Genomic DNA, 13,710 nt, shown 5'->3' with positions numbered 1-13,710 from the left:
CACACTCGGTGTGATGGCTGATCTCCGGAACCGGGTAGTCCTGGTGGCCGGCGCGACCCGCGGCGCCGGGCGCGGCATCGCGGCGGCCCTCGGCGAGGCCGGCGCGACGGTGATCTGCACCGGCCGCAGCAGCTGGGAACGCGACGGCCACTCCGACTACGACCGCCCCGAGACGATCGAGGAGACGGCCGCGCTCGTCACCAGCCTCGGCGGCACCGGCGTGCCCAGGCAGGTCGACCACCTCGACCACGAGCAGGTGCGCGTGCTGGCCGAGCGCGTGCGCCGTGAACACGGCCGGCTCGACGTGCTGGTCAACGACATCTGGGGCGCCGAGCGGCTCAAGGGCGGCCCGGCCGACTGGAACACGCCGATCTGGGAGCACGACCTCGACGACGGCCTGCGGATCCTGCGCCTTGGCGTGGAAACGCACCTCGTGACCTCGCACTACCTGTTGCCGCTGCTCGTTTCGCAACGCGGCGGGCTCCTCGTCGAGGTCACCGACGGCACGCTGGAGTACAACGCTTCCCAGTACCGGATCTCCGTGTTCTACGACCTCGCGAAGGCCTCGGTGAACCGTCTCGCGTTCTCGCAGGGCCACGAGCTCGCGGCGCACGGCGGCACGGCCGTCGCGATCACGCCGGGCTGGCTGCGTTCGGAGATGATGCTCGACAACTACGGCGTCACGGAGGAAAACTGGCGCGCCGCGCTGGATTCCGGGCGCCCGGACGGCCGTCCGACCGCCCCGCCGCCCTTCGCGCAGTCCGAGTCGCCGCGCTACGTGGGCCGCGCGGTGGCGGCGCTGGCCGCGGACCCGGAGCGCGCGCGGTGGAACCAGCGGTCGGTGAGCTCGGCGGAGCTGGCGCGTGAGTACGGCTTCACCGATGTCGATGGCTCGCAGCCGGACAGCTGGGCTTGAAACGCGTTTCGCGTTTTCCGGTACGGGAGTCCGTGAATTTCGGCATTATCGGGCACATTTGAGAATGGCTTGAGGTTCGCAGCTCAAATCAACCCTAAGTTATCGCCGCTCCCGTTGCGGCCGGATGCGGTCCGACCACATCATGATCTGGCACGACACAGTGGTCGGCCGACCCTGCGTCACGACACGCACTTTGTTGTCAGAACAGGGGAATCACATGTCGCCCTCGGATCAGACGGCGGTCGCCGAGCCGCCGGAAACCTCGTTCAAGCACGAGGAAGCCGGGTACCACAAAGGACTGAAGAACCGTCAGGTCCAGATGATCGCCATCGGTGGCGCCATCGGGACCGGCCTGTTCCTGGGCGCCGGCTCGCGCCTGCACAGCACCGGTCCGGCGCTGGCCGTCGTCTACGCGGTCGCCGGGATCATCGCGTTCTTCGTGGTCCGCGCGATGGGCGAACTGGTGATGCACCGGCCGTCTTCCGGATCCTTTGTGTCCTATTCGCGTGAATTCCTCGGCGAGAAAGCCGCGTTCTTCGCGGGCTGGATGTACTTCCTGAACTGGGCCACGGCGGGCGTCGCCGACGTGACCGCGGTGGCCAAGTACACGCAGTTCTTCTGGCCGGACCTGCAGCAATGGATTCCCGCGCTCATCGCGTTGTTCGCGATCCTCGCGGTGAACATGGTCTCGGTGAAGCTGTTCGGCGAACTCGAGTTCTGGTTCGCCGCCATCAAGGTCCTCGCGCTCGTGGTGTTCATGGTCGTGGCGATCTTCGTGCTGATCAGCCGGACGCCCGTCGACGGAGTGGTGACCGGCCCGAGCCTGATCACCAGCAACGGCGGCGTGTTCCCGACCGGCGTGCTGCCCGCGTTGCTGATCCTGCAGGGTGTCGTGTTCGCCTACTCCGGTGTCGAGATGGTCGGCGTGACCGCCGGCGAGACCGCCAACCCGCGCAAGGTCATCCCGAAGGCCGTCAACTCCGTCGCCTGGCGCATCGGCATCTTCTACGTGGGTTCGGTGCTGCTGCTGGTGATGGTGCTGCCGTGGACGGCGTACAAGAGCGGGGAGAGCCCGTTCGTCACGTTCTTCTCCAAGCTCGGCATTCCCGCGGCCGGCGGCATCATGGACGTCATCGTGCTGACCGCGGCGCTGTCCAGCGTGAACTCCGGGCTGTACTCCACCGGGCGCATCCTGCGGTCGCTCTCGATCGCCGGCTCGGCCCCGAAGTTCACCTCGAAGATGAGCAAGAGCGGCGTCCCCTTCGGCGGTGTGCTCCTGACCGCGGCGGTGTACGTGCTCGGCGTGGTGCTCAATTTGGTGGTGCCGGGGGAGGCCTTCGAGGTCGCGCTGGAGTTCTCGGCGCTGGGCATCATCGGCATGTGGTCGATGATCGTGATCTGTCACCTGGCGATGACTCGCAAGGCCGCGCGCGGAGAGATGTCCCGGCCTTCGTATCGCCTGCCTGGGGCGCCGTATACGAACTACGTGACGCTGGCGTTCCTCCTGCTGGTTCTCACGATGAGCTGGTGGGGCGGCACGACCGGGCGGATTCTGATCTACAGCATTCCTGTGCTGGCGTTGGTTCTGGTCGCCGGCTGGCTCGGTGTCCGTGGCCGCGTCCGCCGGATCGCGGCAGAGCGGCAGGATGAGCTGACGTAGGTTTGCCTTGATCTCCTGGGCCTCCGGCGCGGTTTTCTCCGCCGGAGGCCCAGTTTCAGTGGGCCAGCACCTCGTCCGTCGTCCTGACCTCGACCAACGGGCCGTACAGCCGCAGGATCGTCAGCGTCTGCGCGTGGCTTTCGTCCGACACCCCCGCGCACGCGTCGGACACCACGGTCACCGGGACGCCCGCGTCGGCGGCGGCCAGGGCGGTGGAGAGGACGCAGCAGTCCGTGGAGACGCCGGCGAGCACGAGGCCGCCGTCGCCGACCAGGTCGGCCATCTCGGGCGTCCACTTGCCGAAGGTGTAAGCGTCCACAGTCGACTTCACGGGGAACTCGTCGACCACCGCGTACGCCCGCGAATCCGGTGTCTGCAAGGCGAACGGCCACTGTTCGTAGTACTTCACCCAAGCCCCAGTCGGCTTCTCCGGAGCCAGGAATCGCGTGAACGCCACCCGCGGCCCGAACGCGTCCACCAGCCGCCGCACCTGAGGCAGGATCGACGCGAACCCCGGAGTGAACCAGCCGCTCGACGGGTCGCCGAAGATGTTCTGCAGGTCGATCACCCCCAGCAGCGGCTTCATGCGGCGGCCTCCTGCGCGCGCACGCGCGAGCGGCTGACCAGCAGCGTCACCACGAAACCGAGCGCCAGTGCCACCAGCACGCCGAGGTTGGCGAACGCCCACGATCCCTCGCGGCCGCCGAGGCCGAACGGCGCCAGCAGGTAACCCTGCCAGTGCAGCCAGCTCGCCGACGCGTTGGTGACCAGACCCCAGCCGACGGCCGTCGCGACGACGATCAGGGCGACGGGCCCGAAGCGCACGTCGCCGTAACGGCCGCGGCGGTCGTAGAGGTCGGCTTCGGCGTAGTCGCGGCGGCGCAGCAGCACGTCCGCGAGCATCACGCCGCACCACGCGGCCACGGGTACGCCGAGCGTGGTGAGGAAACCCTGGAACTGGCCGAGGAAAGTGCCGCCGAAGAAGACGATGTAGACGGTGCCGGCGATCATGATCACGCCGTCGATCAGCGCCGCGACGTAGCGCGGGATCCGCAGGCCCGCGGACAGCAGCGACAGGCCTGAGGAGTAGATGTCCAGCACGGCGCCGCCCACCAGGCCGAGCACGGCGACGATCGCGAACGGCACCAGGAACCACAGCGGCAGGATCGTGGTCAGCGCGCCGATCGGGTCCGCCGCGATGCTCGAGTTCAGTTCCGGCGACGAACCCGCCAGCAGCAGCCCGAACACCAGCAGCACGAGCGGCGCCACCGACGCGCCGAACGTCGTCCAGCCGATCACGCCGCGTCCGGACGACGAGCGCGGCAGGTAGCGCGAGTAGTCGGCCGCCGCGTTGACCCAGCCGAGCCCGAAGCCCGTCATCAGGAACACGAGCGCGCCGATGAACTCCTGCGCCGAGCCCGCGGGCACCGCGCTCACCGCCGACCAGTGCACGTGGCCGGCCACCAGGATCACGTAGACCACGGTCAGCACGCCGGTGATCCACGTGATGATCGTCTGCAGCCGCATGATCAGGTCGAAGCCCATCACGCCGCTGAGCACGGTGAGCCCGGCGACCACGATCAGCGCGATCACCTTCGTCGTGCCGCCGCCGCCCCAGCCGAGCCGCTCGAACACCGTCGCGGTGGCCATGGTCGCGAGCGCGGTCAGCACCGTCTCCCAGCCGACGGTGAGGATCCACGAGATCGCCGACGGCAGGTGGTTGCCGCGCACGCCGAACGCCGCGCGCGAGAGCGTCATCGTCGGCGCGGAGCCGCGTTTGCCCGCCACCGCGATGAAGCCGCAGAGCAGGAACGAGAACACGATCCCGATCACGCCGGCGATCGTCGCCTGCCAGAACGAGATCCCGAACCCGATCGCGAACGAGCCGTAGCTGAGCCCCAGGATCGACACGTTGGCGCCGAACCACGGCCAGAACAGATCCCTTGGCCGGCCCCGGCGCTCGGCGTCGCCGATCACGTTGATGCCGTGTGTCTCGACCTTGAGCCGGGTGCTTGTTTCCGGTGCCTGTTGTTCGGTCCTGGCCATGGTGCCCGCCTATCTGAACCTGTTCATATTTGATCGATGCGACGGTAGAAGTCGCCCGTGTCGCCGTCAATATTCCGCCAGAACTCGTTCAGTTCCGCGCATGTTGGCGCGGTGGCGGGTCCGTGTCGGGTTACGGACATCGCGGCCGCGGCGTTGGCGCGGCGAGCTGCGTTCGGCAGGTCGGCGCCGCGCAGGAGCTCGGCGGCCAGGACGCCGCAGTGGGTGTCACCGGCGCCGTTCGTGTCGACCGCGGTGACGGGGAAGCCGTCGACCCGGGTGATCTCGCCGCCGTGGTGGATCGTGCAGCCGGCGGGGCCATCGCGGACGATCACGGTCGTGCTCTCGGCGAGCGCGGTGACGTCGAGCGACTCGGCCTCGCGGGCGTTGCAGCTGATGATGTCCACCGTGGACAACAGGGTGCCGAGGGTGCGCGGGTCCAGTTCGGACACCAGCGGGCCGGGGTCGAACAGCACCCGCGAACCCGGCAGGTCCGGCAGCCAGCGCAGCAGGGCTTCGCGGTTGGCGGCGTGCAGGAGGCTGTAGCCGGTGACGTACACGAGGTCGTCGGGCGCGGCGGCGACGCGCGCGAGCTGGTCGGCGCGCAGCCGGCCCTCGGCGCCGGTGCCGGTGGCGAACGTCCGCTCGCCCGAGGGATCCACGAGCGCCACGACGACGCCGGTGTCGCCGCTGACCGTGGGCTCCTGCGCGACCGTGATGCCTTCGGTCTCCAGCGCGGCGCGCACGAGGTCGCCGAAGCTGCCGGTGCCGTGCGTGCCGGCGTAGACGACCTCTGCGCCCGAGCGCGCGGCCGCGGCCATCACGTTGAACCCGCCGCCGGGCAGCAGGTTCGTGGACGTCGCCAGCACGTCGCCGCCCGGTGCCGGCAGCCGCGGCACGGTGAGGACGAGGTCGACCACGACTTGTCCTGTGTGGATCAACCGGCTCACGAGATGGTCCTGCGCACGGTGACGAGGCCGTCGACGAGCGGACCGAGGTCGAGACCGTTCACCCTGACCACGGTTTCGGCCAGCTCGGCGGGGACCTCTTCGCCGCACGCGCCGAGCAGCGCCCCGCAGATCGCGGCGACGGTGTCGGTGTCGCCGCCCAGCCTCGCGGCCGTCGTCAGCGCTTCGGCCGGGTCGAGCACCTCGGCCAGCGCGAACGCGGCGACCACGGACTCCTGCGCGGACACGGAAGTGCCGATCACGTCGGCCACGGCGTCGTCCAGCTCCGTGCGTCGCAGGCCCCGCACCCAGTCGCGGGCCCAGTGGATGCGCGCGGCGACGCTGCCGCCCGCGCTCCAGTGGCCTCGCGCCGCGCCGAGGGCGGCCGCGCGTTCGGCCAGGTCGAAGGCGTCCATGCGGTTCGCTCCGTCCACACCCGCCGACACCGCGGCGGCGACGGCGGCCGCGGCGGCGAGGCCGAGGGAGGTGTTGTGCGTGACGCGCGCGGTCTCGGCCACGGCGTCGACGAGCGTGGTCAAATCGTCGACCGGGGTTGCGATGCCGACCGGGGTCACGCGCATGGCGGCGCCGTTGGTCGTGCCGCCGCGGCCGGCCTCTTCCGGGGGGACGCCGTTTTCCAGCAATGACAACGCTTTTTTCGTCGACGGCCCGAGCAGATCGGCCGAACCGCGGCGGATCATGTCGGCTTCCCAGGCCAGCAACGCGTCGGCGAACACGCGCGGCTCGACGTGGCCGCCGCCGGCCACGAGCAGGCGCGCCAGCAGCAGGGCCTGCTCGGTGTCGTCGGTGATCGTGCCCGCGGGCAGGCCGGGCGCGATGGGCTGGTCGGCGATCGCATCACGGAAACCGTCGATCTCGCCGTACGCGGCGCGGATCTCCGCGCGGCACATCGACTGCGTCGGCATGCCGAGTGCGTCACCCACGGCCAGTCCGGTCAGCGCGGCGAGCGCGCGGTCTCGGGGGCTCATCGTCGGCCGAAGGAGAGGTGGAAGCTGAAGCGCGCGGGATCGAGCAGGCTCACGACGTGCTCGACGAGGCGGGCATCCACGTCGAGCGACGTGCGCGTGGCCTTGAGGAACAGCTCTCCGGCCGGGCGGCCGAGCAGCGCGGCCGAAGCGGCGTCGAGCGGCTGGGCGGTGATCCACTGGTCGCCGCCGACGGGCTGCAGGCCGGCTTCGCGCAGGGTGGCCGTGATGGAGCTGTCGACCAGGCGCAGCTCGGCCAGCGAGCCGACGGGCGGAAGGGTGGCTTCTTCGAGGGAGACGCCGCGGCCGGTCTCGTCGCGGCGCAGCCGTTTCACGCGCACGAACTTCGGCGTGGTGAACCGGCGGGTGAGTTCGGCGTCCTCGACCTCGGTGATACCGAGCAGCTCGGTGGTCACGGGCGCGCCGGAGTCGGCGAGCGCGCGGGCCCAGCCGATGCCCTGGTCGAGCGTGACCCCGTCGAACGTCACGAACGACCCCACGCCGGCGTGGGTGGAAATGAGCGCTTGATGTTGCAATTCCACCAGCGCGCTGCGCACAGTCCCGCGGCTGACCTGGTACTGCTCGGCGAGCTGGTGCTCACCCGGCAGCTGGTCCCCGTGGGCGAGCCGGCCCGAGCGGATGAGCTCGGCGAGGTCGCCGACGAGCTTCTGTTTCTTTCCGCCCACGTACATGTTCATACCTGTACACCCGGTGGTGACCGCCTGACAAGTCTCGGCTGTGATGTGCGTCTATCGGGAACAACTAAGTTGAGTTTACCGTTGTCAACTTTGTAAGGTCCGGTCAGCCGCCCAGGAGCTGATCGAGGCCACCTGAAGGAGGAACGCAGATGTTGATCCGGACCGACCCGTTCGCCCAGTTCGACCGCCTGACCCAGCAGTTCTTCGCCGGCCAGCCCGCCAGCTCGCCGCGCACGATGCCGATGGACGCCTACCGCAACGGTGACGAGTACGTCGTGCAGTTCGACCTCCCGGGCGTGGCCCGCGAGTCGATCGACGTGAGCGTGGAGCGCAACGTGCTGACCGTGAAGGCCGAGCGCGCCGCCGCCTTCGATGAGGACGCCCGCGTGCAGGTCTCCGAGCGTTCGCGCGGCAAGGTTTCGCGCCGCCTCGCCCTCGGTGACACCCTCGACACCGACCGCGTCGCCGCGGAGTACGTCGACGGTGTGCTGACCCTGCGCATCCCGGTGGCCGAGAAGGCCCAGCCGCGCAAGATCACCGTCGGTGGCGAGCCGCAGCAGCTCGAGAACTGAGTTCCAGAACCATTTCGCGGCCCCGTCGCTCCTCTTGGGACGACGGGGCCGAATCATGTCTGTCCACAGTGGATATTTCTGCCATGGATTCTTCCGGGCAAGTACGTTGCCCTGTCTTGCCTTCACGGTGCGGTGTGGCGGCCGTCACATCAAGATCGTGAACCGTTCACCGGATGGGACCCGTGTCTGCGGGTGTCCGGCACCGAGGTGCGGAGCCGGGAAACCCGACAAGGTTCTGGAGAATCCCATGCTGCGCAAGACTGTTCTCTCCCTGGCCGCCTTCGGTGCCGTCGCCGGCGCGGTGCTCGGCGGTGCCGGCATCGCCTCCGCTTCACCCGCCGCCTCCGGGGCGAGCGGCATCCTCGACTCGGGCATCAACTTCTCGGAACCGCAGGGCTCCCAGGGCATCGGCGGCAACGGCGGCGAGTGCATCACTGTCAACATCCCCGCCACCGGTTCGCTGCAGAGCTTCGGCGGCACGATGACCCTGTGGACCGGCGCGGACTGCAAGACCGGCGACGCCGCGGTCCTCACCGACAGCGTCGCCAACATCCCGGCCACCTTCGGCGCCGGCTTCGCCCACGTCCAGTCCATCTTCATCGGTGACAACGCCCCCGCGAAGCCGCCCGTCGCCGGCGCCAGCGCGATCATCGACTCGGGCAAGAACTTCTCGGAGCCGCAGGGCTCGCAGGGCATCAACGGCAACGTGGGCGACAAGGTCAACATCAACATCCCGGCCACCGGCTCGATCCAGTTCGTCTCCGGCACCTTGACGCTCTACACCGGCCCGAACCTGACGGGCAAGTCGCTGGTCGTCACCCACGACGTCGCCGACCTCGCCGCCCTCGGCTTCGGTCAGGTGCAGTCGGTGCTGATTGGTGCGGCCGCCTGATCTTTCCCCGCTCGCGAAAAAGGCCACTCCGACGTCCGGAGTGGCCTTTCGCTGTTTATCCACAACCCCCTGTGGACAACCTGGGGACAGCTTGTGGAGAACAGGGGAAACCACAGGTCAGAGCTTGCGCCCGATCCCGCCGGCGGTGATCCGGTGGGCGACCGTGAGCGGCTTGAGCTGCGGGCCGTCCGGCCACCAGCGCACGAGTTCGGTGATGCCGGGATCAACCATCTCCAGCCCGTCGAACAACTCCTCGATTTCGGTGCGCGTGCGCCACGTCGCGCCGCCCAGCGAGCCGCGCGCGACGGCCTGTTCGAGTTCGCGCATCACCGCGGTGTCCTCGGATTCCGGGTCGAGCAGGTGGGAGATGATCACGTAGGACCCGCGCGGGAGGGCGTCGATGTACTCGCGCATCACCTCGGCGGGCGCGCTGCGCTCGCCCTTGTGGTGGTGCAGCGTCGCGACCTGCGAGAGCGCGATCGGCTGGTGCCAGTCGAGGTGGGTGCGCACGGTCTCGTTGTCGAGGATCGAGCGCGGGTCGAAGATGTCGCCCTCGACGTAGCGCGTGAGCTCGTTCTCCTCCAGCAGCGCGGCCGTGGGCGGTGATCACGGGGTCGTTGTCGACGTAGACGACCGCATCGGCACCAGCGGCGTTCGGCGACATCGCGCTCGTCCTCCGTGTCGGCAGTCACACCGGGAGTAACCGCCGGGGCAACTCAGGGGGCCGCGGGGCGGGTCGCGTTCAGCCCGGCGAGGACGACGCCGAGCGCGTAGCGGAAGTCGTCCGCCGGGGTGGCACCGGCGGCTTGGCGGTCGCGTAAGCCTTGTGCCATCAAGGGAAACGGGATCTGCACGGTTTCGTCGGGCCTGGTCTGGTCCTCGACCGCGCGGCCGAGGACGAAGTGGACGAACACCCCCGCCGCCCGCGTCGCGTCGGCGAGCGGGAACCCCGCCCGGTGCAAGACCTCGACGGCGCGCTCCGCGAACTCACCCAGCGATCGGGCCACACTCAGGTCGGCGCCGATCGCGATGCTGGGCCCGTCGCGATGGCCGAGGAGCGCGGTGTGCAGCGCTTTGCCCGCTTCCTCCAGCCACTCGAGCCAGGGCACGGTCTTTTCCGGCAGCCGGCCGAGGACGGGCTCGACGATCGCGTCGGTCATGTGGTCGAGCAGCGCGCGTTTGCTGCTGAAGTGCCAGTACAGCGCGGGCGCCTTGACGCCGAGCTCGCCGGCGAGCCGCCGGACGGTGAGCTTGTCGAGCCCGTCCTGCTCCAACTGGGCCAACGCGGTGCGGACCGCGTCCGGTACGTCGATCGGCATGCTCCTTGATTCCTTAACTAGTTCAGGTGCACAGTAGCACTTAACAAGTTAAGGAGACTTCGCATGGACGTGGACGTCCTCATCGTCGGAGCCGGCCCCGTCGGCCTCCTCCTCGCCGCCGAGGTCCAGCTGGGCGGCGGCCGCGCCGTGGTGCTGGAACGCCTCACCGAACCCTCGCGTGATCGCAAGGCCCGCGGCATCGGCCTCCTGGCCACCGAAGCCCTCTGGCGCCGCGGCCTCGGCCCCCACCTGTCGGCCGCGGACCCCGACGGCGCCCGCGACTTCACCCGCGACCACGGCACCGAGCTGGGCCACTTCGCGAACATCCACAAACTCGCCCCAGACCCACTCCGCCGCGGCACGCGCATCTGGCAGCCCGACCTGGAACGCCTCCTCACCACCCACGCCGAATCCCTCGGCGCACGGATCCTCCGCGGTCACGACGTCGTCGCCCTGGAACCCGGTGCCGACAGCGTCACCGTCCTCACCCACACGTCCACCGGCGAACACCGTCTGCGCGCCCACTACCTAGTCGGGTGCGACGGCGCACACAGTCGCGTCCGAAAACTCACACCCTTTGCCTTCCCCGGCACGCCACCCCTCCTCCGCACCATCGCCGGCGCCGCCACCTTCACCGGCCCCGTCCCAGCCCCCGGCCGCTACCCCACCGGCACCTTCCTCCACGGCGGCTCCCTCGCCGGTGTCACGGAACTCGCCGGCTCCGCCAATTTCACCCCTGTCGCGCCGTCCGGCACCACCACCCCGGCGGCGGGCGGTGGCCTGGTCACCTTCACCACCTCGACCGGCGATTGCCGCCCAGCAGCTCCCGCCGGATGGGCCAGAGAGGACACTCCATTCACACCGGCGACCGTGCCGAGTGATGCCGCCCCGGTGACCTCGGCCAATTCGGCCGGCGAAGGCCACCACGCCATCCCGGCCGACAACCGTGGCCCGGTCACTCCCGCCGAGTTGGCCGCCGCCATCCATCGCGTCACCGGCGCCGACGTCACCGTCGACGACGTCCGCGAACCCCGCGACTTCACCGACCAGGCCCGCCAAGCCGACACCTACCGCCACGGCCGAATCCTGCTGGCCGGCGACGCCGCCCACGTGCACTCGCCCAGCGGCGGCCAAGGCCTGAACCTTGGCCTGCTCGACGCGATGAACCTGGGCTGGAAACTCGCCGCCGTAATCCGCGGCGCCGCGCCCGAGTCACTCCTCGACACCTACACCCGCGAACGCCACCCCGCCGCGGCGGCCGTCCTGCATAACACCCGAGCGCAGTCAGCCCTCCTGGCGCCCGGTCCCCACATCGACGCTCTGCGCGACATCTTCAGCGAACTCATGGAAATCCCTGCGGTGAACCGGTATTTCAGCGCTCTACTGTCCGGTGTGGACCATCGCTACGAGCTGCCGTACCCCGCCACCGAACCCGTCGGCCTCCACTCGCCCGACCTGGACCTCGTCGACGACCACGGCGTCCACTCCAAACTGCACGAACACCTGTGCTCCGGCCGTGGCCTGCTCCTGCTCACGCCCGAGACTCAAGCTTTCGCGAATTATGCGACAAACCGTGTTGAAATCCTCCCAGTGACCAACATCGGCCCGCACCTCCTCCGCCCCGACGGCATCATCGCCTGGGCAGAAGGGGACAGCGAGTCGTTGCAACTCGCACTCGATACGTGGTTTCCAGCACCATGATCAGCTCAGCGAAGTGCGAATGCCCTCACCGGCCGCGGATTTTGCGACACGCAGTGTTCGAATTCCGTCGGCGACCAACACCGGCCCGCGACACCCGAAACCCAAAGCCCAAAACCTAAAACCTAAAACCTAAAACCAGGCTCACCCGCCCGAATGCATGTCCTCAGCCTCAGGCACACAGTCGTCATCCGGGTCGTTCAGCCAACCGTGCGGCAGCGTCACCTTGCCAGGCGAACCCTGGCGCCCCCGGGGACCATCGGCGTTCTCCGGGAACGGCGCGTCGAAGTCGAGGCGCGCGATGAGGTCGTCGAGCTCGTCGAGGCTCGACACCATCGCGAACCCGCGCCGCAGCTCGGCCCCCACGGCGAAGCCCATGAAGTACCACGCCATGTGCTTGCGCAGATCACGCAACGCCTTGGTCGCCCCGTCGTGCGCCACCAGCAGCTCCGCGTGCCGGCGCAGCACCCGTGCGACCTCGCCCAGGTTCGGCCCGGCCGGGATCTCGCGCCCCGCGAACGCCGCCTCCAGCTCCCCGAACAGCCACGGCCGCCCGAGGCACCCGCGGCCGACGACCACACCGTCGCAGCCGGTCTCGTCGACCATGCGCAGCGCGTCGGCGGCGGAGAAGATGTCACCGTTGCCCAGCACGGGAATGCTGGTCACGGCCTGCTTGAGCTCGGCGATCTTCGACCAGTCGGCCTGGCCGGAGTAGCGCTGCGCGGCCGTACGCGCGTGCAGGCTGACCGCCGCCGCGCCCTCGGCCTCGGCGATGCGCCCGGCGTCGAGGAACGTGCGATGGTCGTCGTCGATGCCCACGCGGAACTTGACCGTGAACGGCACCCCCGCCTCGGCAGCCGCCGCGGCCGATTCGCGCACGATGTCCGCGAACAGCTTCCGCTTGAACGGCAGCGCCGCCCCGCCGCCCTTGCGCGTCACCTTCGCGACGGGACACCCGAAGTTCGAGTCGATGTGGTCCGCGAGCCCCTCACCGGTGATGATCTTCACGGCCTCGCGCATCGTCTTCGGATCCACGCCGTAAAGCTGCATGGACCTGGGCTTCTCGTGCTCGCCGAAGGTCATCATGTGCATCGTCCCGGGGTGCCGCTCCACGACGGCCCGCGCGGTGATCATCTCGCACACGTAGATGCCCGCCCCGTACTCCGCGCACAACTGCCGGAACGCGACGTTCGTGATCCCCGCCATCGGCGCCAACACGACCGGCGGATCGACCTGGTAGGGGCCGATCTGCAGGGCGGGCTTGCTCAAGGTGGCGGTCACGTCCTCCATTGTCGCTTGTGGTGTCGATCACGTCGAGGAGGGGCAGGTCAAGACGACTTCGCCAACTGACTGACCCGCTGGAACGAGACCCCAAGCACGTCGCCGGCCTCACGCTGCGAAAGCCCCAAAGCGAGCAGCTCTTGCACGGCTGCCCGGTTCTCCGCAGCAGCTTCGGCTTGCTTGCGCTGGGCTTCCTCTCGGAGCACCTCTGCGCGGGCCTGGTGATCTTTCACCGAGTCCGGCAGCTGCACCGTCAGGTGGAGGTCGTATTCGTCGCTGCGAAGCTCATCCATGATCTCGATGAGCTCGCTCGCCATCGCTGCGACGTCTTTGTAGCGGAGCGCCTGAGTGGATCGGTTGATCTCGCGGACCCGGATGAGCCAGAACCTTCCGTCCCGGGTGACGTCAGCGTGATAGGTCTTCATTTCCTCCACCATCCCTTCCCCAGAATCCCCTCGCACTCTTTGAAGATGTCCACCGCGAAGACCTCGCCCAGCTCGGTGTGGCGCGGGATGGGGATCACCACTCCATCCAACGCGTAGACAGTGTGGTTGGCACCTTCTCGTACCAAGACCCACTCCGTCCCCTGCTTCTTTGCCGCAGCCGCGATCTTCTTGATGACCTCACGTCTCTTCACATGATATGTCTAGTCAGGGCTAGACGCAACCGTCAACGGCGGACTAGACAATAGTCTCGAT

At 68.9% G+C, this 13,710-nt stretch carries 15 protein-coding genes; 5 read left to right on the top strand and 10 right to left on the bottom strand.

Annotated features, from left to right (window positions below; genetic code table 11):
• The first annotated feature begins 13 nt into the window (after window positions 1-13).
• Window positions 14-916 carry an SDR family oxidoreductase gene (locus AB0H62_RS11010; protein ID WP_360585589.1) on the top strand — a complete coding sequence of 301 codons (903 nt, stop codon included), beginning with the start codon at window positions 14-16 and terminating at the stop codon, window positions 914-916.
• Window positions 917-1,133: 217 nt separating this feature from the next.
• Entirely contained in the window at window positions 1,134-2,576 is a 1,443-nt protein-coding gene (locus AB0H62_RS11005) for an amino acid permease (RefSeq protein WP_255638536.1), read from the top strand.
• A 55-nt stretch (window positions 2,577-2,631) separates the two neighbouring features.
• On the opposite strand, the gene AB0H62_RS11000 is transcribed toward AB0H62_RS11005, so the two are convergent.
• The 5 genes from AB0H62_RS11000 to AB0H62_RS10980 are packed head-to-tail and all read right to left on the bottom strand — an operon-like array spanning window position 2,632 to window position 7,250.
• Window positions 2,632-3,162: a cysteine hydrolase gene (locus AB0H62_RS11000; RefSeq protein ID WP_360585587.1), complete on the bottom strand. Its 531-nt coding sequence runs from the start codon at window positions 3,160-3,162 to the stop codon at window positions 2,632-2,634.
• Window positions 3,159-4,622 carry a cytosine permease gene (locus tag AB0H62_RS10995; protein WP_360585585.1) on the bottom strand — a complete coding sequence of 488 codons (1,464 nt, stop codon included), beginning with the start codon at window positions 4,620-4,622 and terminating at the stop codon, window positions 3,159-3,161. Before AB0H62_RS10995 ends, AB0H62_RS11000 begins: the two co-directional genes overlap by 4 nt.
• A 23-nt stretch (window positions 4,623-4,645) precedes the next feature.
• Window positions 4,646-5,569 carry a PfkB family carbohydrate kinase gene (locus tag AB0H62_RS10990; protein ID WP_360585583.1) on the bottom strand — a complete coding sequence of 308 codons (924 nt, stop codon included), beginning with the start codon at window positions 5,567-5,569 and terminating at the stop codon, window positions 4,646-4,648.
• Window positions 5,566-6,555 carry an ADP-ribosylglycohydrolase family protein gene (locus AB0H62_RS10985; protein WP_360585581.1) on the bottom strand — a complete coding sequence of 330 codons (990 nt, stop codon included), beginning with the start codon at window positions 6,553-6,555 and terminating at the stop codon, window positions 5,566-5,568. The genes AB0H62_RS10990 and AB0H62_RS10985 overlap by 4 nt, the downstream gene beginning before the upstream one ends.
• Window positions 6,552-7,250: a GntR family transcriptional regulator gene (locus AB0H62_RS10980; protein WP_220245028.1), complete on the bottom strand. Its 699-nt coding sequence runs from the start codon at window positions 7,248-7,250 to the stop codon at window positions 6,552-6,554. The genes AB0H62_RS10985 and AB0H62_RS10980 overlap by 4 nt, the downstream gene beginning before the upstream one ends.
• Before the next feature lie 149 nt (window positions 7,251-7,399).
• Here AB0H62_RS10980 and AB0H62_RS10975 point away from each other — a divergent pair, with 149 nt between their 5' ends.
• Both AB0H62_RS10975 and AB0H62_RS10970 read left to right on the top strand, forming a co-directional pair.
• Window positions 7,400-7,822 carry an Hsp20/alpha crystallin family protein gene (locus AB0H62_RS10975; RefSeq protein ID WP_360585579.1) on the top strand — a complete coding sequence of 141 codons (423 nt, stop codon included), beginning with the start codon at window positions 7,400-7,402 and terminating at the stop codon, window positions 7,820-7,822.
• 247 nt (window positions 7,823-8,069) lie between these two features.
• Window positions 8,070-8,714 (top strand): hypothetical protein, encoded by a 645-nt coding sequence (locus AB0H62_RS10970; RefSeq protein WP_360585577.1) that lies wholly within the window; start codon window positions 8,070-8,072, stop codon window positions 8,712-8,714.
• A 117-nt stretch (window positions 8,715-8,831) separates the two neighbouring features.
• On the opposite strand, the gene AB0H62_RS10965 is transcribed toward AB0H62_RS10970, so the two are convergent.
• Both AB0H62_RS10965 and AB0H62_RS10960 read right to left on the bottom strand, forming a co-directional pair.
• Window positions 8,832-9,299: an SAM-dependent methyltransferase gene (locus AB0H62_RS10965; RefSeq protein ID WP_360585992.1), complete on the bottom strand. Its 468-nt coding sequence runs from the start codon at window positions 9,297-9,299 to the stop codon at window positions 8,832-8,834.
• Window positions 9,300-9,430: 131 nt separating this feature from the next.
• Window positions 9,431-10,033: a TetR/AcrR family transcriptional regulator C-terminal domain-containing protein gene (locus AB0H62_RS10960; protein WP_360585575.1), complete on the bottom strand. Its 603-nt coding sequence runs from the start codon at window positions 10,031-10,033 to the stop codon at window positions 9,431-9,433.
• A 63-nt stretch (window positions 10,034-10,096) separates the two neighbouring features.
• On the opposite strand from AB0H62_RS10960, the gene AB0H62_RS10955 reads away from it, so the two are divergent.
• Window positions 10,097-11,734, top strand: a complete 1,638-nt coding sequence (locus AB0H62_RS10955; protein ID WP_360585572.1) for an FAD-dependent monooxygenase — start codon at window positions 10,097-10,099, stop codon at window positions 11,732-11,734.
• Window positions 11,735-11,875: 141 nt separating this feature from the next.
• Here the strand turns inward: AB0H62_RS10955 and dusB are convergent, their stop codons facing one another.
• The 3 genes from dusB to AB0H62_RS10940 are packed head-to-tail and all read right to left on the bottom strand — an operon-like array spanning window position 11,876 to window position 13,649.
• Window positions 11,876-13,021 carry a tRNA dihydrouridine synthase DusB gene (gene dusB / locus AB0H62_RS10950; protein WP_360585571.1) on the bottom strand — a complete coding sequence of 382 codons (1,146 nt, stop codon included), beginning with the start codon at window positions 13,019-13,021 and terminating at the stop codon, window positions 11,876-11,878.
• 38 nt (window positions 13,022-13,059) lie between these two features.
• Complete coding sequence (locus tag AB0H62_RS10945) at window positions 13,060-13,437, bottom strand: hypothetical protein (protein ID WP_220245016.1); 378 nt, start codon at window positions 13,435-13,437, stop codon at window positions 13,060-13,062.
• Window positions 13,434-13,649 carry a hypothetical protein gene (locus AB0H62_RS10940; protein ID WP_220245015.1) on the bottom strand — a complete coding sequence of 72 codons (216 nt, stop codon included), beginning with the start codon at window positions 13,647-13,649 and terminating at the stop codon, window positions 13,434-13,436. Before AB0H62_RS10940 ends, AB0H62_RS10945 begins: the two co-directional genes overlap by 4 nt.
• Window positions 13,650-13,710: the final 61 nt, after the last annotated feature.

The sequence above is a fragment of the Amycolatopsis sp. NPDC050768 genome (genome assembly GCF_040654155.1).
Classification (GTDB): Bacteria; Actinomycetota; Actinomycetes; order Mycobacteriales; family Pseudonocardiaceae; genus Amycolatopsis.
This window is presented reverse-complemented; position numbering and strand designations above follow the sequence as displayed.